Source organism: Kribbella sp. NPDC056345, from assembly GCF_042262745.1.
Taxonomy (GTDB): Bacteria; Actinomycetota; Actinomycetes; order Propionibacteriales; family Kribbellaceae; genus Kribbella.
Map to the genome: position 1 here is coordinate 443,306 of NZ_JBHJQQ010000001.1, position 20,262 is coordinate 463,567.

Annotated in this window: 18 protein-coding genes; 8 read left to right on the forward strand and 10 right to left on the reverse strand. The window is 65.5% G+C overall.

What is annotated here, in order from left to right:
• Positions 1-26: 26 nt before the first annotated feature.
• Positions 27-830, forward strand: a complete 804-nt coding sequence (locus tag ACFCV3_RS02075) for a hypothetical protein (RefSeq protein WP_376025256.1) — start codon at positions 27-29, stop codon at positions 828-830.
• A 978-nt stretch (positions 831-1,808) separates the two neighbouring features.
• Positions 1,809-2,201: a hypothetical protein gene (locus tag ACFCV3_RS02080; RefSeq protein WP_376025257.1), complete on the forward strand. Its 393-nt coding sequence runs from the start codon at positions 1,809-1,811 to the stop codon at positions 2,199-2,201.
• 1,670 nt (positions 2,202-3,871) lie between these two features.
• Here the strand turns inward: ACFCV3_RS02080 and ACFCV3_RS02085 are convergent.
• Complete coding sequence (locus ACFCV3_RS02085; protein WP_376025259.1) at positions 3,872-5,737, reverse strand: hypothetical protein; 1,866 nt, start codon at positions 5,735-5,737, stop codon at positions 3,872-3,874.
• A 367-nt stretch (positions 5,738-6,104) separates the two neighbouring features.
• On the opposite strand from ACFCV3_RS02085, the gene ACFCV3_RS02090 reads away from it, so the two are divergent.
• Together ACFCV3_RS02090 and ACFCV3_RS02095 are read left to right on the forward strand one after the other, a co-directional pair.
• Positions 6,105-6,323, forward strand: a complete 219-nt coding sequence (locus ACFCV3_RS02090) for a hypothetical protein (protein ID WP_376025261.1) — start codon at positions 6,105-6,107, stop codon at positions 6,321-6,323.
• A gap of 2 nt (positions 6,324-6,325) precedes the next feature.
• A complete protein-coding gene (locus tag ACFCV3_RS02095) occupies positions 6,326-8,590 on the forward strand; it encodes an NACHT domain-containing protein (protein WP_376025263.1) in 2,265 nt (754 codons plus the stop codon).
• 573 nt (positions 8,591-9,163) lie between these two features.
• Here the strand turns inward: ACFCV3_RS02095 and ACFCV3_RS02100 are convergent.
• The 6 genes from ACFCV3_RS02100 to ACFCV3_RS02125 form a co-directional block, all read right to left on the reverse strand.
• Entirely contained in the window at positions 9,164-10,150 is a 987-nt protein-coding gene (locus tag ACFCV3_RS02100; protein ID WP_376025265.1) for a LuxR C-terminal-related transcriptional regulator, read from the reverse strand.
• A 67-nt stretch (positions 10,151-10,217) separates the two neighbouring features.
• Positions 10,218-10,910, reverse strand: a complete 693-nt coding sequence (locus ACFCV3_RS02105; RefSeq protein WP_376025267.1) for a hypothetical protein — start codon at positions 10,908-10,910, stop codon at positions 10,218-10,220.
• Positions 10,911-10,912: 2 nt separating this feature from the next.
• Positions 10,913-11,824 carry an alpha/beta fold hydrolase gene (locus tag ACFCV3_RS02110; RefSeq protein ID WP_376025268.1) on the reverse strand — a complete coding sequence of 304 codons (912 nt, stop codon included), beginning with the start codon at positions 11,822-11,824 and terminating at the stop codon, positions 10,913-10,915.
• Positions 11,825-11,832: 8 nt separating this feature from the next.
• The gene (locus tag ACFCV3_RS02115; RefSeq protein ID WP_376025270.1) at positions 11,833-12,345 is read right to left on the reverse strand and encodes a hypothetical protein; all 513 of its coding nucleotides are present in this window, start codon (positions 12,343-12,345) and stop codon (positions 11,833-11,835) included.
• A gap of 13 nt (positions 12,346-12,358) precedes the next feature.
• Positions 12,359-12,511, reverse strand: coding sequence for a hypothetical protein (locus ACFCV3_RS02120; protein WP_376025271.1), 153 nt, complete (start codon positions 12,509-12,511; stop codon positions 12,359-12,361).
• Between the two features lie 225 nt (positions 12,512-12,736).
• Positions 12,737-14,338 carry an alpha/beta hydrolase gene (locus ACFCV3_RS02125; protein WP_376025273.1) on the reverse strand — a complete coding sequence of 534 codons (1,602 nt, stop codon included), beginning with the start codon at positions 14,336-14,338 and terminating at the stop codon, positions 12,737-12,739.
• A 289-nt stretch (positions 14,339-14,627) separates the two neighbouring features.
• On the opposite strand from ACFCV3_RS02125, the gene ACFCV3_RS02130 reads away from it, so the two are divergent.
• From ACFCV3_RS02130 to ACFCV3_RS02140, 3 genes are all read left to right on the forward strand, one after another.
• On the forward strand, positions 14,628-15,134 hold the full coding sequence (locus ACFCV3_RS02130; RefSeq protein ID WP_376025275.1) for a MarR family winged helix-turn-helix transcriptional regulator: 507 nt from the start codon (positions 14,628-14,630) through the stop codon (positions 15,132-15,134).
• Positions 15,135-15,148: 14 nt separating this feature from the next.
• Positions 15,149-15,982 (forward strand): helix-turn-helix transcriptional regulator, encoded by an 834-nt coding sequence (locus tag ACFCV3_RS02135; RefSeq protein ID WP_376025277.1) that lies wholly within the window; start codon positions 15,149-15,151, stop codon positions 15,980-15,982.
• A 215-nt stretch (positions 15,983-16,197) separates the two neighbouring features.
• Positions 16,198-17,139 (forward strand): NADP-dependent oxidoreductase, encoded by a 942-nt coding sequence (locus tag ACFCV3_RS02140; protein ID WP_376025279.1) that lies wholly within the window; start codon positions 16,198-16,200, stop codon positions 17,137-17,139.
• 29 nt (positions 17,140-17,168) lie between these two features.
• Here ACFCV3_RS02140 and ACFCV3_RS02145 read toward each other — a convergent pair whose 3' ends face one another.
• Positions 17,169-17,627: a hypothetical protein gene (locus ACFCV3_RS02145; RefSeq protein ID WP_376025280.1), complete on the reverse strand. Its 459-nt coding sequence runs from the start codon at positions 17,625-17,627 to the stop codon at positions 17,169-17,171.
• Positions 17,628-17,789: 162 nt separating this feature from the next.
• Here ACFCV3_RS02145 and ACFCV3_RS02150 point away from each other — a divergent pair, with 162 nt between their 5' ends.
• The gene (locus ACFCV3_RS02150; RefSeq protein ID WP_376025282.1) at positions 17,790-18,554 is read left to right on the forward strand and encodes a hypothetical protein; all 765 of its coding nucleotides are present in this window, start codon (positions 17,790-17,792) and stop codon (positions 18,552-18,554) included.
• Here the strand turns inward: ACFCV3_RS02150 and ACFCV3_RS02155 are convergent.
• Entirely contained in the window at positions 18,551-19,180 is a 630-nt protein-coding gene (locus tag ACFCV3_RS02155; RefSeq protein WP_376025283.1) for a TetR/AcrR family transcriptional regulator, read from the reverse strand. The two genes, ACFCV3_RS02150 and ACFCV3_RS02155, sit on opposite strands and share 4 nt — an antisense overlap.
• 84 nt (positions 19,181-19,264) lie before the next feature.
• Complete coding sequence (locus ACFCV3_RS02160; RefSeq protein ID WP_376025285.1) at positions 19,265-20,158, reverse strand: phosphotransferase family protein; 894 nt, start codon at positions 20,156-20,158, stop codon at positions 19,265-19,267.
• Between the last annotated feature and the right edge of the window lie 104 nt (positions 20,159-20,262).

The following is a 20,262-nucleotide window of genomic DNA, read 5'->3' on the forward strand; positions in this document are numbered from 1 at the left end:
AACATTCACGTGACGGGAGTCCGAGCATGACCACCATGATGAGCAGGCGTAAGGCGCTCGCCCTCGGCGGCGGCGTGCTTGCCGGTGCCGTCGCGAGCACGGGCACCGCATCGGCGGCGACCGACTGGTTCCGGCTGCCGGTGATCACGGCGAACGTCGGCCGGGACAACCTGGGAGCCCGGGACGCCGCGTTCGACGCCGTACGCAACGCCGACGGCGAGCACCGGCCGCTGGTCTGCTTCCAGGAGATCAGCGAGGGCGATACCGGCGAAGAAGCGATGATCGATCACTACTTCGGCCCGCTCTACACCAAGGCGTTCTTGCGCCACGAGACGTCGTTCCGGATCCCGATCTGCGTCGGCAGGCCGTGGGTCGTGGTTTCCAGCCGGACCGAGCGCGCGCACGGCGGCATTCCCGGCGTGACCCCAACGCGTTGGTTCAACGAGGTCGTCGTCCGGCATCAGGACCATCCGTCCATCGAGTTCGCGGTGCTCAACACCCACTACATCGCGAACGCCTACAACGGCGACCAGCGCACAGACCTGCGCGACGAATGGTGGCTGATGCGGGACATCCACAGGGCCAGGGCACGCGCGCACCACGACGCGGGCAGGCTGGTGATCTGGGGAGCGGACACCAACCGCCCGGACTTCGGTACCGCGTCGGACCTGGCCGCGGAACAGAAGGCGTTCGGCACCGGCATCGATCGCCTGCACTGGTTGCCCGGCGACGGTTCCGTGCAGATCACCCTCAACACCACCAGGACTGTCAACATGAACGTCGACTCGCATGACGCCCGCCTAGCCATCTTCCACGTCCGCGCCGTCTGACGCCGATCCTGTCGTCGTCCTACGTGCAGATCCGAGGGGGTCGAAGGTCCGCGGCGGTCCGCGCCTTCGGCCCCTTCCGGCACCGTGCGCGGGCGCACGGCGCGTGCTCGTCAGGCCGTCGACCGCAGGCTCGCGCGACTTGATTGTGGCTGACGGAGCAGGCTCGAAATCGGACCCCAGAACGATGCCCTGATAAAAGGCCGAGCCTGCTGTGAGGCGCACTGCCAAGTCGTCGAAACCCCTTATCCGTAAGCTACTTGAGCTCCGCTGAGGTCTTGCCGAGGAGGCGGCGCGCGACGATCAGTTGCTGGATCTGCTGCGTACCCTCGAAGATGTCGAGGTACGGCGAAGCTAAACCGGATCGAAGCCTCAGTTCCCCCCTCTGACCTGCATCTTTATACCCATCCGTTCTCGACGCTGATCGGCCCTTGTCAACGTCCCACGGAGCAGTGACGGAGCAGGAGAGCTGACCGGCGAGATCCTGTCGACGCTGTGAGCCCTCGAAGTGTTTAGCGCGGGTAATCTGGTTGGCGGGCCCGAAGCCATATCCTTTGCCGCACACAGATGGCACTGGGCAGCTTCGCCGTCGGTTGAGGCCCCTCCTCGAGAGCTGCTCAGCAGTCGAGTCCAGGCAGAGTGCGCTAGACCTGGTCGGCACTCCAGTCTCCCCTTCGGTCAGCTTGCCCCGACTCTGCCTGCTGGATCTTCAGATGGGAATCTCGCCTCCATGAGGCCGGGCAGGCTCGGGAGCACCGCGGATCCAGCGGTGAGAGCTGCGGATCGCCGCTTGCCCAGGAGGTCTAATGGTGGTGATTCACAGTGCCGGACAAGGAGCTCCGAGGAGAGGTTGCGCGCACGCGCCGGCTCGGCACGACTAGCCAGCATCATGGTCTGCTGGGCAGCGAACAGGTAGCCCAAGCATGCCGAGGGCCGCGGCCACGGCCCCTCACTAAGTGGCTTACAACGAAAGGCACAGCCATGGACCTCGTCCAGTTCGCCGCGCATACGGCGTACCTCGATCCGATGTATGGAACCGGTCGTCTCGTCAGGCCACGTGCCGAGGACGACATCGGACCGCTAGAAGGGGTGGACCCCCGACGAATTTGGCTGCCTAACTGCGATGAGTACGCGACGGTGCCGGAGCTCTCCCTGCACTGGGCAGACTGGGAGTCTGCGGTCCAGGAGCTCTACCACCGAGGCTGGGAGGTACTCGAGGACGACGACGGCGACATGTTGGTCAGTGGTACGAGCGAGGACGGTCGAGTGGCCATCGGTCTTTACACGAAATCGATCATCGGCGATCCGGATTGGCTGGAGATCGAGGCCGCGATCCGCGAGCTCTGCGCCGCCGCCGACGTACGTCCACGCTGATCCGCGACCGACGCCAGCCCGCGGAATTCTCCGCATGATTTCTGAGGTTGGAGTACCGCTGGCGCACACCGAGAGCTCCGGCACTCATGGGCCAGTTGCCTGTGAGTGCATAACCGTGGTTATGCGCTTCCATACAAACCCCGCAGATCGGTATCGAGCCTTACCAATTTCTGCCCGCATCGGCCGGGGACAAGCTCGCGGACTATCTCGAGCAACACGTCGCCCAGTTGCGACCGATCTGCTAGCTGCCTGACGGGTCCTGGGCAGCAACTGTTTACTCGTGCAAGGACGCGGCAGCTCTCTACAACCTGGCCCAGTTCACTTTCCGACGAGGCACGCCGCGACGCGCAGCCAAGCTTGTTTCACTCGCCGCGGCGAGTGACGACACGACGGCGCTCCGAGACCTCGCCCGGCCCACTACAACTCCGGGGACTATGAGGGAGCACAGCGGCATGCTCGGCGGCCGCCGACCTTGGTGACTCCCTGCGCTCCGCGAGTCGGAACGGCGCCAAAAGGTATCGTCGAGAATCCACAGCAGTACCCGCGCAGCGGCCGACCTGGGTACGGAGAGCCTCGAGTTCGACTCGCAGGTTGCCAAGCACGCAGAGGTGCAACTGCTTCAGTCGGCTGCGAGCCTCGGAAGGCGGCCGCCGAAGGGGCGGTTAGGATCCGGTGACGCCGCGGCGCAATCAGGCATTGAGTGGACAAAGGCCCCGGTCGGTGTCAACGGATTCGATGGGAGCATCTTGTACGGCCTCGGCGTCTCAGCAGGCAAGGCGATCCTGTCGGGAGGCGGCGGCACAACGCGGCTCTGGCTTGGTTCAGCCACTTCGTGATCAGCGAGCAGTTCACTGTCCAGCTGGGGCACGACACGTCATGGCGGAATCTGATCCTGGAAGGAAGCGCGCATGAAGGAGGAGATCGCTGTCCCAGCGACAACCGCGGCGTGAAGCGTAGGAACGATGCTTCGATCCGCGAGCAGCTCCGGGACGCTAGACCGGACGTCATGAAACTCGCGCTGACCTTTGTGCCGGGCCTTGGCGGTGCCACCATTGAAGCGTTGAACGCCTTCGAGGCCCGGGCCCGACGACGCCAATTGGTGTCGAGGTCGTCGAGAGGCTCGACACCGACCTCGCGCAGCTGGAACAGCTACTCAACGACGATGGAGATCTCGCAGACCTCTGGGTGCGCGGAATGCAGGCTGCCAGGAACGCGCGGGCTGAGCCTAAGCTCGAGGCCTTCGCAGCGATCTCAGCGCGTTCGCACGTCGCGACTCGAAGCAAAGACCGGCGTCTACTCTGGCGAGCATCATGCTGCGAGTCCTCGACTCACTCAACGAAGAGCATATTGAAGACCGCGCAAGCATCGAGAGCTTCGAGGCCGAGGGGCCAGCGCTCGACCAGGAAGGCAACGCCGAACCCGCTGGCCGACCGCCCGGAGCAACTGGAGCACACCTTGAACTACCCGGCGAGGGTGATCGCGATCGTGGTCAACTCGCTACTTTCCTACAGCTCGTCCGGGACACGCATGAAGGCACTTGGGCCGACTCGAAGGCACGGGCCCCTATGCGCTGACTGAGCTCGGCTCGAACCTACTTGCCATGCTCCGCACAACTCATGATCAAGGTGCTGAGTCCGCCGGCCAGCCGACCAGCTCAGCCGGTCGGCCTCTCAGCTCAGACTGCCGATGACCGTCAGGTCGGCGTTCGCGCCCACAGCTGAGGTGCGCGCCGACCGTAGGAGGGTCTCAAGACGGAACAGACGCATCAGGTCTGCGCTCGGAGAAGTCGGCAGCGGATCGACTCTGAGCGACTTGTACCTCGCCTCACTGACATGCGGCTGGACGATCACCACCATGACGGGATCTGCGACGGATCGGCTGTCGAACGCGTCCAGAAACTCTGCACGGGTGGGGACGCTCACGCCGTTCGTCCACGTTGCCGGCTTGTCGATCAGTGGGTTCGCGAGCCGTAGTCGCAGCAGATCCAGGTCCGCGAGGAAGATCAGGTTCTTTACTGCCTGACCGACCACTACTTCATAGGCAGCCGCAGAGATCTGGCGCTTGGCCGAGTCGCTGTCGGCTCCCTTGACGTGGATGATGCTCAAGACCCCGGCCGGAGAGACGTGCAGAAAGTCGGCCAGCTCGCCAGGGCCGTCATCGCAGGTCAGCCAACCTTCCTTGTAGTGCCCCGCCACCCAGTCGAATAGCGAGGTGCCGCCCGCTTCGATCTTGTCGTGAATCGCTTGCGTAGCTTTCGTCAACGGGTCGTCGCCCTCGGACTTTGTTGCCGGCTTCTCCTGCTTGATCTTGAAGGCCGAGAAGTCCTGGAAGTCCCAGTTCGGGAACGGATCCTTGGGGATTCGCGCAGTCCACACCTGCCGGTCGACGTACGCATGCCCCGACTGGTAATACACACTGATCAACTCCGGATACCGCAGAGCGTGGAGCACTCGGCTCACTGCATCGGAATCCGTCGGAGTGCTGTCAGGATCGACCCCAATCACAAGTTTGCATTTGCCGTTCGCGCGACTAACCGAAGCCGAGAGTCTCCCGCCCACGGCTCCGTTCAGGCCGACCTCCAACTGGAAGTTGGCACTCGGCCCCCCACGAACGATCAGTACGGCGTTCTCGAGTTCGGCGGCCGCTTCGTAGACATCCTCGGACACCATTCCCCCGAGCAGGTCAGGTTCCATGATCGAGATGTCATAGGCCCCGTGAACGACGGTCAGATCCGTCACCTGCCGAGCAAAGAAGGGCAGCGCCCGGGATTCCGTAGTCCCCGTCGCCAGTTCCAGTTCGAGGACTTCGAACAACTCGAGCACGGCTGTCACAAAAATCGAAAAGTCCGCGGCGGCCTTGAACCAAACCGACGACCGACGCGGCGTCGTCCCTACCGTGCCGCGAAGCACCACTCGCGCCGCGTCATCGGCCAACACCGCCTTCCCCGACCCCATCGTGAACGAAGCGTCCTCCCATGGATTGACAGCTTCTTCGAGCCGCAGACCACCATAGTTCTTCACATCCGGACGCAAACTGCTCCTCCGATGGGTACCTCGCAGCCAGAGGCCCTTCGCCTGCCCTAGAAGCAACGCATTCTCCAGCACCGCTGGATGCAGCCGCCGGAACGGCGGGGCGGGCTCTCGATCGAGCCATCGCTGCAGGCGATCCTCTACATCACCCTCGGCCCGCACGGCGACGAGATCGCCTCGCCGGAGCACGACCGTCAGATCGTGCACCGTGTCCTGGAACCCGGAATCCGGCCCGAGTGTCCACGAGGGGGCATGCTGAAGTCGTCGGACGAAGCCGCCCAGCTGCGCCAGCCCGAACTGACCCGCATAGTCGGCAGCCGTGTCGGTGCTACTTGAAATAGCCACGATGTCGACGTCTCGCCCGATCCGCCGCCGGCCGTGTGTCGCGAGATAGGACTCCAACTCAACGAAGGCTGCGCCTCTGTCCTCAGCAACACATTGCAGGACCACGACCGTGACGTACGGCCGCAGACTCTCCCATCTCAACGCTTTCATATTGGTATTCATCGTCCCCCACCCCACTCCCCCAAGTGCGAGCTGGAACAGTAGCCGATTGCGCCCCCAGAAGGAACACTTTGCGCAATTGATCGGGGTACCTGCTGGACCGAATTCACTTGTCGTGTTACATCACTGCCAGGTCACCTGGTTTGTATCCTGCGACGCTGATCGGTGTCACAGTTACCGACTACCAACCGGCAGAATAAGGAAAGTTGCTACATAAATTAACGATCAACGCCGCAGGTGAGTGGCAGGAGACGCCTTGGCAGCCTTGTGGGGCTCGTGCCGACGAAATCGCGTGTATCAGACAGGTGGGATCGATGCTCCCTTTACCGAGACGATCATTCATCCACGCTGTCGCTTGGAGACCTGGCACATGAATTGGATACCGCTTGCCTCCAGCGTTGCCCAGGCAGCCGCCTACGATCCGATGGCGCAGACCATCTTCATCAGGCGTTGGCAGGGTGAGGTGTGGGCCTTCGAGCAGTGTGGCCCGGAGATCTGGAGTGCCTTCATGGTTGAGGGGATCAGCAAGGGCGAGTACATCTCGCACGTTCTCGAGCGGCGGCCGTACCGCCAGGTCCGGACCGTCTGATCGTGGTCACGCCGGTGGAGATCGCCCTGGGCAAGGCAGTTCTCGACACAGCTGGGCGATCGGTCGGCTTCTTCTTCCGGAGATCGGCGCATCGCGATGCCGGTGGTGGACGCAAACTCGAGTGGCTGCGGGAGCAGATGGATCTCGCCGACACGGCCGCGTTGATGGTGGCGCGAGCTGTAGGGCGAACACAGGCGAATGCGATGCTCAAGTACTTCGACTCGGCCGAGTTCGAATCCGCGCTCCGGCACGTGCTCGCTACGCGGATCTTGTACGGCCCCGACTTTCGTGACCAGGCAAGCAAGGTGATCGCGCTGGTCGGGGCCGGCATCAGGATGTACGCGCCCACCCCCAGCCGGGCATTGAAGGATGCCCAAGCAGAGCTGGTCGTTTTGGTAATCGATCTGGTGGACAGCCTGGTGAAGAAGCAGGCCAGCCGACTGCTCAAGTTCGCTGCCGATCCAGCGTTCCGCAGCCTGCTGGAACATCAGGTCAGCGAGATCGAGCTCGTGATCGACTCGGTCGTGCACACCGGCGACCCGCGGCTGGTCATCCGTTGGCTCGAGCAGTACCAGAGCGCGGCTGTGCAGAGGTACTCGCGAGTTCGAACGCCCCACTGGAACGATTCGGTGCTGCAGCCGATCGATCAGATTTACGTTCCGGCACGGTTCAAGTTCGGCGCGAACGTCTCGCTCGACGACGAGAGAGTCGTCGCAGCGCGTCAGGACTGGTACACCTCCACCAGCCGCCGACTCAGAGCGGAGTACCAGAGCGAAGCAGCGCATGCCAATGCTCTGGCGGCCGCCAGAGCGAAGCGCGACGAACGAGAGGTCTCCTATCGAATGCTGCCGGCGGATCGCCTGGTGATCCTCGGCGATCCGGGCGCGGGCAAGACAACGCTAGGAATGCGGATCGCGAGAGATCTGCTCTCGCAGAAGCCGGTGGGCAGCGAAGACATCCAGGGGCTCGTGCCGCTGGTGATCACCTTGCGCGACCTCCCCAGGATGGCCGGTGCCAGCTTCGTCGAGCATCTGTCGACGCTGTGCGCCGAGAGCTTCCAGGCCCGTCCGCCCGACGGTCTGATCGAGCTGCTCCTGACAACCGGCCGCGCCTTCGTCATCTTTGACGGCCTCGACGAACTACCTGATGTCTCGCGCCGCGCCGACGTGGTCAGCTCCATCGAGGCGTTCGCGACGGCCTACCCCAATACGCGGATCCTGGTCACCAGCAGATTGATCGGCTACGAGCACGCCCAACTGGATCCTGGACTCTTCACGACGCTCCGCATCCTGCCGTTCGACGACCATGAAGTGCTCGAGTACGCGCGAACCTTCTTCAAGCTGGACGGCAGTATCGACCTGAGCTCGCGTCCGGGTGTGGCCCGCGCATTCTTCGAGACGACCGGGACGATCTCGGACCTGCGGTCCAACCCACTCCTCCTAGCGCTGCTCTGCAACCTCTACCGAGCGACCGGTTATCAGGAGCTGCCAAGGAGCAGACCCGCCGTACTCGAGAAATGCGCCCTGGTTCTCTTCGATCGCTGGGATCGGCACCGCGGTATCGGAAAGGTCCGCTTCGAGGAGGAGTTCGCGCCCACCATTGCCCATCTCGCCTATGTCATGTTCACGGACGTCAGGTTCTCGGACGGGATCTCGGAACGAGATCTACTCGCCGTGGCTCTCCAGTTCCTGCACCCGTCGCGATTCGCCAACGAGGACCAGGCGCGCACGTTCTGCTGGTCGCTGATCGAGCACTGCCGAGATCGTGCCTGGGTGTTTTCGAATGTGGTCTCGGCCGGGTCGATCGAAGATCCTCAGTATCACTTCACGCACCGCACGTTTCTGGAGTACTTCACCGCATCCCACATCGTCCGGCGGCACATGGTCACCGAGCGGATCATGCCGCTGCTGGAAGGCCCGATCAAAACCCTGGCGTGGGGGCTTGTGCCGCTGTTGGTGTTCCAGATCCTCGCCCGAAACTTCGACGACGAGGCAGACCGCGCAGTGTTCCACCTACTCTCGAGCCCGACGGACAACGCGTCTCGTGGCCGAGTGGTTCGCTTCCTGGTCGACGTGATCCGCAACATCCCGCTCCAGCCCGCCACGGTGACGGCGATCGTCGAGAAGGCCGCCGAGTTCGCGACCGACCCTGGCGCCGACCGAGGGCCGATCGCCGCGTTCAACTCGGCCCTCAACGACGTTGAGAAGGTAGCTCCCGAGAACAGGGCCGCCTTTGCCCAAGCCTGTTTGCAAGCCGGCTGGAGCTGAAGAAGTGGTCTCAACCACCGGCGCATGGACGTGACCTGATTCGTCCGACCTGACCCAGCGATCACGATTCTCACAGTCCACCGATGCAGAGTGGTGACTCGGCCTCGGCTCGACGGACGCTGCCCGAACTGACCGGCGTTCGTAGGTCCGGCTTGCAACGATCGGCTCGTTCCTCGCGAGGCCGAACGTTTGACGCACTTCTTTGCGCACCTCAATCAACACGAGAGGTTGCTCAGCGATGAGAACCTGTGAGCACCGCCAGTACAGCAGACTCCTTACCAGTAAGAGCTTTCGCTCATCGTTGATAGTCTGCGCTCAGCCTCAGCTGTCAATCAGCCGGTTCGGGGTTCGAGTCCCTGGCGGCGCACAACATGCAGGCCCGGGCACACATCGCAATGTGCACTGGGCCTTCGTGTGTCTCCAACACACCAGATTGCCGATCGGCGCCCTCGATCTGATCGTGACTGTGCGTCATGTCACACCGATGCTCACCGTCGCCGGCCCCTATCGGATCCTGGGGAGCTATCTCGGTTTCCTCTTCACCGACTGAGCCGCGATTGCATCCGGGCAGGGTTACCTGGCGAGGTATCTGCGGACGTCGGCGGCGACCTGGATGCGGCTGACCATCTCGTACTTGCGCAGGATCTCGCGCAGGTGGGACTTCACGGTGCTGAGGCCGATGCCCAGTTCGGCCGACAACGCCTCGTTGTCGAGGCCTTGGGCCAGCAGTACGGCGACGCTCTGCTGAGCGGGGGTGAGCGCGGCGAAGCGTTGCTCGGGGCCGTCGTCGGCGTCGAGCATCATCTCGATCAGCTCGGACTGGACCTGTTCTGCGGTGCGGACCAGGTGGGTCAGCTGTCCGTGCGCCAGGGTCTGGTCCGGGTCCAGGCCGGCCAGGGCAGTGTCGGCGATACCGCGCAGGACGGCGATCCGGTTGGAGAGGTACTCCATCACGTGGTCGGATGTGAGGAGGTTCGGCGTTTCCTCGCCGGCCGGCAGGGACCGCAGCGCTTCGCGGTCCTCGGCCTCCCGGGTCAGCACCCTGCCGACGGTTGCCGTCAGCCACTCGAACGCCTCGACCATGTTGTCGTCGAACACGTTCGGGCGATAGCTGTGCATCGACATCATGCCGAACAGCTGATCGCGCCCGCCGGGCCCCGGACGGAACAGCGGCACCGTCACCACATCGGCCGACTGCCGGCTGACATCACCGCACGGGATACCGTGGCGCAGTACGGCGCCGTTGTCGTCGGCGAAGCGATAGGTCCGCCGGTGCCGCAGCAACCAGGCGGTCGGACTGTTCGGCCCGAAGTTGTGCGTCGAAGGGTCGTCGTACCGGCCGTCCTCGTAGCCGTACGGGTACCGGACCCGGTTCGTCCCGTGCAGGAATCCGACGTAGAACGTGTCGAGCGGAGCGAGCTTGCCGGCCACCACCCGGGCGTAGTCGTACAGCTGGTAGTGGTTCCCCCGCGGCATGCCCTCGATCTTGTGGTACGCCTCGCGCAAGATGATCGCCGTCACGGCATCCACCCGCGCCTGCGCAGCCGGCGTCTCCCCCACGTTCGTGCAAACCCTCCGGTCGCGAGCCCGACCCCCGTGCCAACCCGGCCCACTATCCTCCGGCCACTCACCGCTGCCAACCCCGAAACAACGCCCGAACCGGTCTCCGCCCGGACTCGTACCGGATGCTCCACACAACGACTGCTGACGCCCCATCGGCCTCCGGGAGAGACTCTGCTGCTTTCTCGTCCGGCTTCTCACTCGCCGAGCCGATGATGCGCATGCCCGAGACCCACGTCCCGACCTGCGCCAGGAGGCCGGCAGCGTAGAGGACCACCGCGACGATCCACTCGGCCAGTGGTACTTGGTACGACGCCTTGACCACGATGTAGGCCGTGTAACTCCAGGCGGCCACGTACACCCCGACGTACACGAAGAGCGAAGCGAACGCCAGCGGCCAGGGCGCTGCGTTGACGTCCATGATCCGGTGACTGACCGCGGATCTCCGGAGCCGTTCCGGCACCCCGGTACGGCGGAACAGCTCCTCCGTGATGATCCCCTGCGCGATCCCGTGGCTCATCCCGCTCAGGGCGACCAGCCCGTGGTAGACGATCACCAGGCAGAGCGGGAACGGCAGCCAGATCACGATGTCCCACGGCAGGGCCTTGGTGCCGAACTTCTCCGACAGCGTCAACGACGCGCCGAGATACCCGACGATGATCGTCATCATCACCATGCCGACGTTGAAGATGCCGATCGAGTCCGTCTTCTCCCCTTGATACAGCGCGCCCAGCGCCTCGACCTGCTCACCACTCGACACAGCTACCTCCCCTCAACTCGCGCGAGTACCGCCAGCAACGCACCGGCGCTCTCGGCCGGCCGCTCCACCAACGGGACGTGCCATCGCCCGTCCCGCCCCCCGACCGGTACGACGACCAGTCCCGGCAGCACCGCTGTCCACCCGCCGACCCCCGATTCCACATCGACCAGCGGATCGTCCGTCGCGTTCTGCTCGCCCTGGAAGTAGTAGGCCGGGCCGACGACAGCGCTCCATTTCGCGTCACTCGCGTCGACCCCGTGGTGACCGATGAACGCGCCCTGCGTCGCCATGGCCGCCGTACCGGCCCAGGCGGCGGCGTGATGCGCCGCACCGATCAACTCATCGTTGCCTCCAGCACCGACCGGTACGTCGCCCATCAGCCCGGCGACCCCGGCCCAGGCTGCCGTTGCGACTGGACCACCCCGATACCAATCGGCCGCGTCGATCAACCACCGTGGCCGTCTCACATCGAGGACACCGGAAGGTGCGGTGTCCAGGACCAGCACGACCTTCCCGTACGGAACGCCGTCGTACTGGTACCGCCGCAGGATCTCCATCGCCACCAGCCCACCCATCGACGCCCCGTAGACAACGACGGTTGCCGGCCGCAACCGCTTCAGCGCATCCATCACCTGGCGGTAGATCTGGTCCGGATCGACGCCACGCTCCGCGTAGTCGACCGCCACCACGGCGTCGTTCGGGCCCAGGTACGGCGCAAACGCGGTCGCGACCAGGCTGCCTTTCATCACGAATCCCGGCAGTACGACGATCGACCGCCGTACCCGTCCGTCGCGGGCGGGCGTGACGGACACCTCGGCATCGGTACCGGTCCGGAAGAGGCACGCCCCGACCAGCCCGTCGACGAGCAACAGGGCCACGAGAGCGCCGCCGAACCGGTGCAGGCGGCGGAACACGGTCCTCCTCACCAGATCCGGACGCCGCGGGAGGCCGGGATGCCGAAGACGATCAGGAAGACCGCCAGGGCGATCCCGAACCCTACGCCGAAGGCGCGGCCGCGCCAGGGACGGAGGAGCAGGGCCAGGATCTCGATCACGGCGAGGACCGAGAAACCCAGCCAGTACTGGACGTAACCGCCCTCGCCCTCGTCCCGCATCCGGTCGGTGATGAAGTTCGTCGTACCGTCGCTGGTCGCGTCCAGCACCCCCAGAATGACGCCTCCGATCAAGAACGGCACCAGAACTGTCACCGACAGGAACAGCAGTCCCCCGAACAGGAACCTGTCGATCTCCCTCCTGCGTTCCAGCAACTCGTCCCAGGTCTCCGGCTGAGCCGCCGGTAACGTGACCGTCGTACCGGCCCTGACCGGACGTGAGACGTCGACCGCGACCGGCGCCGGCTTCCGCCATTTGTTCACGTAGTACGTGAGCAGTCCGAACAGAAGGCTCGACACCAGGCCGGTCCCGACATCCTGCACCGCGCCCCACACCTCAACCGCCGGCGATGAACGCCGGCCGCACCGGGATCCTGCGTTCACCGCGGCCGTTGCTCTTGATCGTCCCCAGCAGTCCCTTGATCGGCCGCAACGTCACGAACGTCCCGTCGAACTCGATCTCGGCGTTGTATCCGGTTGCCTTGCTCATCTCTCGCCCCTCCCCCACCGGTCCACCCGGTGTTCGGATGCCGCCACTGTCGCAGCGCCACCCCACCCCGCACATCGCCCCCGGGACGGCGGTACACCACTCAGCCCCTCGTCCCCCGGACGAGACCCCAGCGGCAAGCGAAGCGCAGCCGCACAAACGACGAAGGCGAGGCGGCGAGCGCTGGTAACAGCGCCGCACACCTCGCCCATCGACTTCGTGTCCGTGTTACGGCGCCGGCAGCGGGGTCCCTGGGCACGTACGGTCCTGGGGCACCACGCCACCGACGAGGTAGTCCTCGACGACGTTGTTGGCGCAGGTGTTGTCGCTGGCGTAGATGCCGTGGTTTCCGTCGTTGGTGATGGTCACCATCCTGGATCCCTTGAACGCCTTGTGTGCGTTGCGGGCACCTTCGATCGGGGTCGCGGGGTCGCGCTCCGACTGAACCATCAGCACCGGGGGCACACCCTCGCCGTTGAGTTCCTGTTGTTCGGCTGGCCGGTTGTTCCAGAAGATGCAGGGCAGAGCCACCCAGCTCCAGCCGATCTTCGGGTACCGCGTGCCCTGCTGTGTCGAGTTCTCGATCTGCGACTGGCGGTCACCGGTGATCGGTCCGTCGTTGCACGAGTAGTGCCAGAAGCTGGCGTCGTATGCGTCGTCGTAGGCCGCCGTCGGGTAGTCGCCTGCCACCAGCGGACGCGGACCCCTTGGGCCGCGGTCGCGCTTCGCCACCACCTTCTCGGCAGCCGTGCGCGCGGCTGCCTTCTCCCCAGCTGTGGACCGTTCGTCAACAAGAGTCTTGACAGCCGCCATGTAGTCCGCCGTGTCGGCGAAGTAGCCCTTCCAGTACAGCCCGCCGTCGATGTCCCAGTCATACTGACTCGGGCCCAGCGGCAGTCCGCCGAGTTCGACCGGCTCTTCGGCAAGGGCGGCACGAACTTTTTCGTATGTCAGCCGTGCCGCTTCCGCGGTCCTGCCGTAGCCGTATTGGTAGTGGTACTTCGCCAGCCACGGCAGGAAGTCCGTACGCCATCGCCGTTCGAATCCCAGCGGCTGCTGGTCCCACGACTCGTGGAGGTTCAGCGTGAGGTCGCCGACCGAGTCGAGCACGACCTTGTCGACGTGCTCGGGGAACCGCTGCGCGAAGTGCGCGCCGAGCCACGTGCCCGCCGAGAACCCCAGCCAGTCGATCTTGTCGCGACGCAGGAGCACCCGCAGCAGGTTCAGGTCGTGAGTGGTCTGGAACTGGTTGACCAGCGGCCCGAAGTCACCGGAGAGCTGGTGACAGTTGTCGACGGTGCCCTCGACGTGATCGAGGATGGCGTCAAGGTTTCCCGCACTCCGGTTGCGCATGTCGAACTGGAATTCCGTACCGACGCCGCCGCCGCAGGTGACGTTGTCGCTCCCGCCGGTGCCGCGCACGTCGAACCCGATGACCTCATGGTGCTCGCGCACCCGGTCGCGGTGGTACACCTTGGCGGCATAGGTCCGCCCGGGCGCGCCAGGACCGCCGGGGTTGATCAGCAGGCTGTCCGTTGTCGCACCGGTCGAAGGCAGCCTGCTCACGGCGATGGTGATGTCCAGCCGCTCGTCGGGGTTGTTCCAGTCGAGCGGCGTTCGGTAACTCGCGCACTCCAGCTCGTCGACGCCCTCCCGTGACGACGGAGGCAACTCGCCTTCGGCACACAGATGCCAATCAAGGACCTGGGACGTATAACGACCAGGAATATACGGGGCGGCGCCTTCCTGGGTCTGCGCGGTTGCCGGGCCCCCGGTCGCGACGGCGGCGACCGTGACCGCCGCGAGCGTGGGGACCACCGCCCATCGCATTTTGCTGTGCAAACCTAATCGACGCAGCATGGTGCTGTCCTCTCTGCAGATTTCGCCGACTCCGGACATAACGCACCAGCGAATACAGCCCGAAGAAATGTCGAGGCTCCTGTGGTCATAGCTCGACCCGCGCCCTCGGCTCCCCCGAAAAGCTAAGGTGCGCCACCGGTACGGCGCTGCCCGTACTCCGCCCGTACTCCGCCCGCACCTGGTCCAAGCTGGACGTACCAGGCCATCCAGAGCGCTTTTCTGGGGATAACTTCGAATTCAAAGTAGGTACTATCGCGGGATGAGGGAAGCGGCGCCGGGCCTGAGTGGGGAGCAGCTTGGGGCGTACTTCGCTCTGGTGGAGGTCAGTAGCCTTCTTCAGTACGCGGTGGACGAGCACCTGCGCGTCGACGGTGACCTCAGTTATGTGCAGTTTCAGGTCCTCGCCCGGCTTGTCGACGCGCCTGGGGGCAAGCTGCGGATGACCGATCTGGCCGACGGTGTCGTGTACAGCCGTAGCGGGCTGACCTATCAGGCGGGCTTGCTGGACAAGCGTGGGCTGATCACCCGTTCGGCGTCCCCGGACGACGAGCGCAGTGTCATCGTGGCGGTCACGGATGTCGGCCGTGACCTGGTCGCCCAGGTGCTCCCGGGGCATGTCGACCGCGTCCGGGACCTGTTGTTCGAACCCTTGACCAGTGACGACGTCACCGCCCTCAACACCGTTCTGGGTCGGGTCCGCGACCACATGCGCGCCGCTCCGCCTCGTTCCGCCAAGCCTCGCGCGCGGCGCAACCAGACCGACTGAGGCGGGCGACAGCGATGGACCGCGCGTTGCTGGCGGACTTTCTCCGGGCTCGCCGAGAAGCACTGCAGCCGGAGGAGGTGGGACTGCCGCGGGGCGCCCGGCGTCGTGCCGGCGGGCTGCGGCGCGAGGAGGTCGCGGTGCTGGCCGGTATGTCGGCCGACTACTACAGCCGGCTCGAGCAGAAGCGCGGCCCGATGCCGTCCGAGCAGATACTGGCCGCCGTGGCGCGGGCGTTGCGGCTCAGCCCGAGCGAGCGCGAGCATCTGTTCGCCCTTGGCGGGCACGCGGCTCCGCGGCGCATCCTGCCGGACGACCGGGTGAGTCTGGCCATCAGGACCATCGCGGAACAACTCTCGGACACACCCGCGATCGTGTTCTCCCGGTTCGGTGAGGCATTGCTGCAGACCCCGGCGGCGGTGGCGCTGTTCGGTGACTACACCCGTTTCGATGGCATGTCGCGCTACCTGGTCTATCGCTGGTTCACCGACCCGGCGCAGCGTGCCATCTATCCGGCCGAGGACCACGACGTACGCGCCCGTGTCTTCACCGTGGACCTGCGGGCGGCGTACACAACCGATCCGGCGGGCACCGCCGGGGAGATCGTCGATGCGCTGCTGGCGGTCAGCCCCGAGTTCGCCGAGGTCTGGCGGCGGCACGAGGTGGACGTCACCCATCACCACGAGCTCAAACGCTACCGGCACCCCGAACTGGGCGAGTTGGAGTTGTACAGCCGGCGGCTGGTGGATCCCGACGAGGGCCAGGATCTGCTGGTCTTCATGGCCGAACCCGGATCGCCGAGTGCGGCCAAGCTCCGGCGGCTGATCACCATGACCGGGGACGAGGCGTGAGCCGAGCCTGAACCTCTTGTCCATGGTCTGTCATACCGTGGATGACGAGAACATTCACCCGCCTCCCGTTCTGCGCCACGCTTGAGTCCTGCCGATCGGCAGTAACCCGGCTGAGCCGGCTGTCACCCGCCACCCTTGCTTCGAATTCGAAGCTTGCTATGGTTGAGAAGTGCTTCGAAATCGAAGCACAACGACTCAGAAAGACGAGGCCCGTCATGAAGGCAGTACGTTTCCACGAGTACGGCACCCCCGAGGTCCTGCGCTACGAAGATGTGGACCAGCCAGTCCCCGGCGCCGGCGAGATCCGGATCCGGGTGGCGGCGACGTCGTTCAACCCGGTCGAGAGCAACATCCGCGCCGGGGTCATGCAGGGCCCCATTCCGGTCCGGCTGCCGCACACCCCAGGACTCGACATCGCGGGCACGGTCGACGCGCTCGGCGAGGACGTGACCGGCTTCGCCATCGGGGACCGGGTGATCGGCGCCCTGCCGCTGACCAGCACCGGCGCAGCCGCCGAGTACGTCGTCGCTCCCGCCCAGATCCTGGCGGCAGCCCCCACCGGCGTCCCATTGGTGGACGCCGCCGGATTACCGCTGGTCGGCCTCACCGCGTGGCAGGCGCTGTTCGAGCACGCGAAGCTGACCGCCGGCCAGCGGGTGCTGATCAATGGCGCGGGCGGCGTCGTCGGCGGCTACGCGGTCCAGCTGGCCAAGAATGCCGGCGCGTACGTGATCGCCACGACCGGCCCGGGCAGCTCCGATCAGGCCAAACTGGCCGGCGCCGACGAGATCCACGGCCCCGGGATCCCGGAACTTTCCGAGCCGGTCGACGTCGTACTCAACTTCGCCCCGATCGCCCCGGAGCAGATGGCCGCCCAGGCCGGCGTGATCCGGGACGGCGGAGTGCTGGTCAACACCACCGTGTGGATGCCCGCTGCGTCCGACGAGGCCCGCGGCGTACGGGGAATCAATCTCTTCTTCCGTCCCGATGCCGAACAGCTCGCCCAGCTGGTGACCCTGCTCGACGCCGGCAAACTGCACCTCGGCGCAACCCGGCGGGCGCCGCTGGCCGCACTGGCACAGGTGCATGCCGAAGCCGCCACAGCCCCGATCAGCGGCAAGGTCGTCTTCGTCGCCCCCAACGCCACCCTCGACTAGAGGAGGCACTCGCCGGCGGGCATCCGTCGTCAGGCTTGAGGCTTGTTGAGCTCGTCCTCGTGCAGGCGATCTACCAGCGGTGACTCCTGGAGATGGCGCAAGGTTGCCTCGTTCACCCTCAGCGTGAGCAGCGGGTAAAGCTCGAAGCGTGTCTTCACCTGGACTCCGAGCGGCTTGAGCTGACCCAGCAACTGGTCCTGCACGTCGGCGATGGCCTTCTTATGCTCCGCGCTCCCGGATGGTGTCTGCGGCAGCTTCAGCGTGACCAGAACCGTGAGCTGACCCTCCGCGCGGACCTTGTCGAGCAAGGCCTGCTCCTCGGGTGTGGTTGACGGACCCGCCGAGGTCTGGCGCGGACTCGCTGACGTCAATGGCGCGGACGCCGAACTGGTTGGGCCGTCCGGTGGATTGCCGCCGGCACAACTTGTGCACAGGAGCGCCAGCGCCGCTGTGATCCCCACCGCGGCGCCAAGAATGCGTGTCTTCACCAATCCTCCAGAAGGATGCCCTCGAGCCAGCCTGCACCCGCCAACGTGTCGTGACGGTAGGTGCTGTCACCGACGCGTCTCTGCCCGCACCGCACCCGTACCGCAGGGCGGTTTGTCTACTGTGTAGACTTTGGTGAAATCCTCTCCGAGAATGGTGGCGCGATGAACAAGCTGCTCTGTGGAGTCGTTGTCTTGTCCGGCCTGCTCTTCATGCTCGTTCCCATAGCCCCGGCAGCTGCGGGTGGCTACCTTCCCGACCCCACGCCGTTCGGCCCGCAACGGACGCATGAGCCGGATGTCGCTGGCCCGGCCAACATCGATTCGGTGGTGGCGACCGTACGCAAGGACGGCGGAAGTGCTCGAGGAATCGAAGTGACGCTCGATCGGCACAGCCGGACTGCGACCGGTGAGAAGCCGGCTGCGGCGCGGCGGTTCGTCTTCCTGTTCGACAGGTCGATCCGGTTCAACTCCGAGGCCTTCCCGATCTGCACACGACAGGTGATCGAGACCCGCGGGGTCGCCGGATGCCCGGCCGGCTCCCAGGTCGGTTCCGGCCGGGCAGAGTTCTATCCACAGGGCGCAGCGGACGTTGCGGTCTTCAACACCCGGTACGCGAACGGCCGGCGCGGGGTTCTGATCACGATCCCGGCCATCGGGGCCATCCTGGAGAACACCTTCGAGCCCGTCGTGTGGCCGTACACCAAGAATTTCCGGTGGGGGTCGGACGAGATCATCCCGCCCGACGCGACCGCACCCCAGAATCGCGGCGCGTCCACGAGATTCCTGGTCAGTTTCGGGGCCGCGCGCAACGGCCGCAGTTTCGTCGAGAGCTCCGCGCCGGCCGGGACTCCGCTGGTACTTGGCGGCCGGAGCGAATTCGTCACTGGCCAGGTCCTGACCGACCGAGGAACCGCGATCCGTCCCTAGCTGCCGGAAGCAGCAGTCGCCTGCGAACGTACGCCGGCCAGCAGCAGGCGCAGCCCGAACTCGAACTGCTCCTGTGAACCGGCCGCGAACATCTCAGCCTCCGCTGACGATTCGGGCAACCGCCCGAACATCGCCATCACCTGAGTCCATCGCTCGTCCCGTACGCCGCCTGCCTGAGCCGTCATCGCCAGTGACGCGCTCAGGTAGGCAATCAGAGTCTGCAGCACGTGCAGCGCCATCGCGGCCGGCAAACCCCCTTCGTCGAGCGCCATCAGGACGGCGCCGGCCAATCTCTGACCATTGGGCCCGAGCGGTGGACGCGCCGCCATGTGGGCCGTGAGACCCGGATGGGACGCCCCCGCATCACGCATCGCCTGCCCGATCACCGCCACCCGCTCATCCCACGGAAGGCCCAGATCTGGAAGCGCGACATCGGCCAGCGAAAGGTCCACCACGAAGTCCAGCAGTTCCTCGCGGTTCGCGAAGTGCCGGTAGATGGCCATCGGATCGCACTTCAGCTCGGCGGCGATCTGGCGCATCGTCATCGCCTGCGGGCCGACCCTGTCCCCCACCCGCAAAGCCGCATCAGCGATGAGTTCCCGAGACAACTGACGCGGTCGTGCCATGCCGCCATCGTCTCACGGCCATTCCGGTTGCTGGCAGCAAGCGGCCGTCGCTGGTGACGACGGCGGTCGTGGGGGCGCGCTGGTTCAGTTGGCCAGTGTTTGGTGTACGCGGTTGTGGACTGCCAGCAGACGGTCGACTGCTGAGGGTCCGAGGCCGGTGTGGGATGCGTTCGAGCTGAAGAGCAAGGCGAGCATGACCGCGGTGTCGAGGCGGTAGATCCAGAACGCGGGCGAGTCGAGGTCGAGTCCTTCTCCGTAGCCGGCGAGCACTTGCTCGTAGTCGATTCCGTTGTCGGGCACGAGGGCGTACTCGGCCAGTCGGCCCAGTTCCATTGCGGGATCGCCGACCAGCGCGTTCGACCAGTCGAGTACGCCGAGGACGTGTCCGTCGGCCGATCGCAGGTTCGACGCGCGCACGTCCAGGTGCAGCAGCCGCCCGCTCGGCTGCGCCGCGAGGACCTTGATCACCTGCTCGACCGGGGGCCCGGGCGGTACGTTCACGCCGTAGTCGGCCAAGGCGGCGAAGCGCTCGGACATCCGCTGGGCCAGCAGTTGGGCGGGTGGTAGGCCATGCGCGGCGACCGGAGCTATCGGTGGCAGCGGTGCGTGGTGCAGCTTGCGTAGCAGCGCGCCGAGCGCGAACTGATCGGCGCCACGGCCGTCGTCAGGGAGGAACTCGGACACGAGTACGTCGGTCTCCCCGAGGCACAGTTCGTACGGCGTTGCCACCGGGAAGCCGAGCCGGCCCAGGTGCCGGGTGACCTCGTACTCCCAGCGCAGCAGCGACCTCGTGTCGGTGTGTCCGTCGTTGGGGTCGAACTGGAACCGGCCCTGGACCGGAGTGCGTAGCACGACCGCAGCGCCGTCCGAGGCTTCGGCAGCGAACACCTGAAACTCCACCCCGCCGCCGGCAGGCCGCAAGCGGGTGAACCCGCGATCGGAGACCAGCCGCCGGATGTGAACAGGCGCGTCAACCATCCACTCGCTCCTCTCGCGCGCTCAACCGGGCCGACTTTCGCCTGCCCTGCCAAGCATCTCGTGATCGCCTATCATCGGGAGGGCTTCATCGGTCATATCCCATC

What these genes read in the sequence shown, in the direction of transcription:
- ACFCV3_RS02155 (WP_376025283.1), bottom strand. Translation starts at nt 19,180, where the DNA reads ATGGCACGACCGCGTCAGTTGTCTCGGGAACTCATCGCTGATGCGGCT.
- ACFCV3_RS02075 (WP_376025256.1), top strand. Translation starts at nt 27, where the DNA reads ATGACCACCATGATGAGCAGGCGTAAGGCGCTCGCCCTCGGCGGCGGC.
- ACFCV3_RS02160 (WP_376025285.1), bottom strand. Translation starts at nt 20,158, where the DNA reads ATGGTTGACGCGCCTGTTCACATCCGGCGGCTGGTCTCCGATCGCGGG.
- ACFCV3_RS02140 (WP_376025279.1), top strand. Translation starts at nt 16,198, where the DNA reads ATGAAGGCAGTACGTTTCCACGAGTACGGCACCCCCGAGGTCCTGCGC.
- ACFCV3_RS02120 (WP_376025271.1), bottom strand. Translation starts at nt 12,511, where the DNA reads ATGAGCAAGGCAACCGGATACAACGCCGAGATCGAGTTCGACGGGACG.
- ACFCV3_RS02085 (WP_376025259.1), bottom strand. Translation starts at nt 5,737, where the DNA reads ATGAATACCAATATGAAAGCGTTGAGATGGGAGAGTCTGCGGCCGTAC.
- ACFCV3_RS02125 (WP_376025273.1), bottom strand. Translation starts at nt 14,338, where the DNA reads ATGCGATGGGCGGTGGTCCCCACGCTCGCGGCGGTCACGGTCGCCGCC.
- ACFCV3_RS02080 (WP_376025257.1), top strand. Translation starts at nt 1,809, where the DNA reads ATGGACCTCGTCCAGTTCGCCGCGCATACGGCGTACCTCGATCCGATG.
- ACFCV3_RS02150 (WP_376025282.1), top strand. Translation starts at nt 17,790, where the DNA reads ATGAACAAGCTGCTCTGTGGAGTCGTTGTCTTGTCCGGCCTGCTCTTC.
- ACFCV3_RS02090 (WP_376025261.1), top strand. Translation starts at nt 6,105, where the DNA reads ATGAATTGGATACCGCTTGCCTCCAGCGTTGCCCAGGCAGCCGCCTAC.
- ACFCV3_RS02130 (WP_376025275.1), top strand. Translation starts at nt 14,628, where the DNA reads ATGAGGGAAGCGGCGCCGGGCCTGAGTGGGGAGCAGCTTGGGGCGTAC.
- ACFCV3_RS02135 (WP_376025277.1), top strand. Translation starts at nt 15,149, where the DNA reads ATGGACCGCGCGTTGCTGGCGGACTTTCTCCGGGCTCGCCGAGAAGCA.